Source organism: Anaerotignum faecicola, assembly GCA_024460105.1.
Taxonomy (GTDB): domain Bacteria; phylum Bacillota; class Clostridia; order Lachnospirales; family Anaerotignaceae; genus JANFXS01.
Genome location: JANFXS010000130.1, coordinates 1 through 536, shown reverse-complemented (window position 1 = coordinate 536; position 536 = coordinate 1). Strand labels below are relative to the sequence as shown.

Sequence of the window (536 nt, the reverse complement as noted above, 5' to 3'; positions counted from 1 at the left end):
ACCATGGAGTTCATGAAGAACGTGCTGAAAGCCACGCCGCCGATTCCTGCAAATCCGCTGGCATAGTTCTTTGCCGCATCCCATACCTCGGGGAGCAGGGAATACGTATTGGTAAACATTGTTTCATTACTTTTAAAGGAGCTGGCCAGCAGCCACAGGAGCGGATAGATCATAAAGAATCCCAGAATGCACGCCCCGGCGTGGAAAATCACTGAACTCAACTGTCTTTTTCTCTTCATTCCCATGATTTATTCCCTCCCGGCTTCATAGTAAACCCAGTTTTTCTGAGTCTTAAACAGTATTATGGTAAATACGGAGACAATTGCCACCAGCACCCACGCCAGCGCACAGCTGTATCCCATGTCAAAATACGTAAATGCACGACGGTACAGGTACAGGACGTACGATAAGGTGCTGTCCAGCGGTCCGCCATCCGTAATTACATAACTCTCTGTAAACACGCGGAAACCGTTGATGATCTGAAGAATCAGATTGAAGAAAATGGTCGGTGTCAGCATCGGAATCGTTATCTTCCA

At 47.4% G+C, this 536-nt stretch carries 2 protein-coding genes; both read right to left on the bottom strand.

Translation table 11 applies throughout. From position 1 onward, the window contains the following. On the bottom strand, positions 1–245 hold a 245-nt coding region (locus NE664_13110), incomplete at its 3' end, for a carbohydrate ABC transporter permease (GenBank protein MCQ4727572.1). Positions 246–248: 3 nt separating this feature from the next. Continuing rightward, positions 249–536, bottom strand: a 288-nt coding sequence (locus tag NE664_13105) for a sugar ABC transporter permease (GenBank protein MCQ4727571.1), incomplete at its 5' end; no start/stop codon positions are given.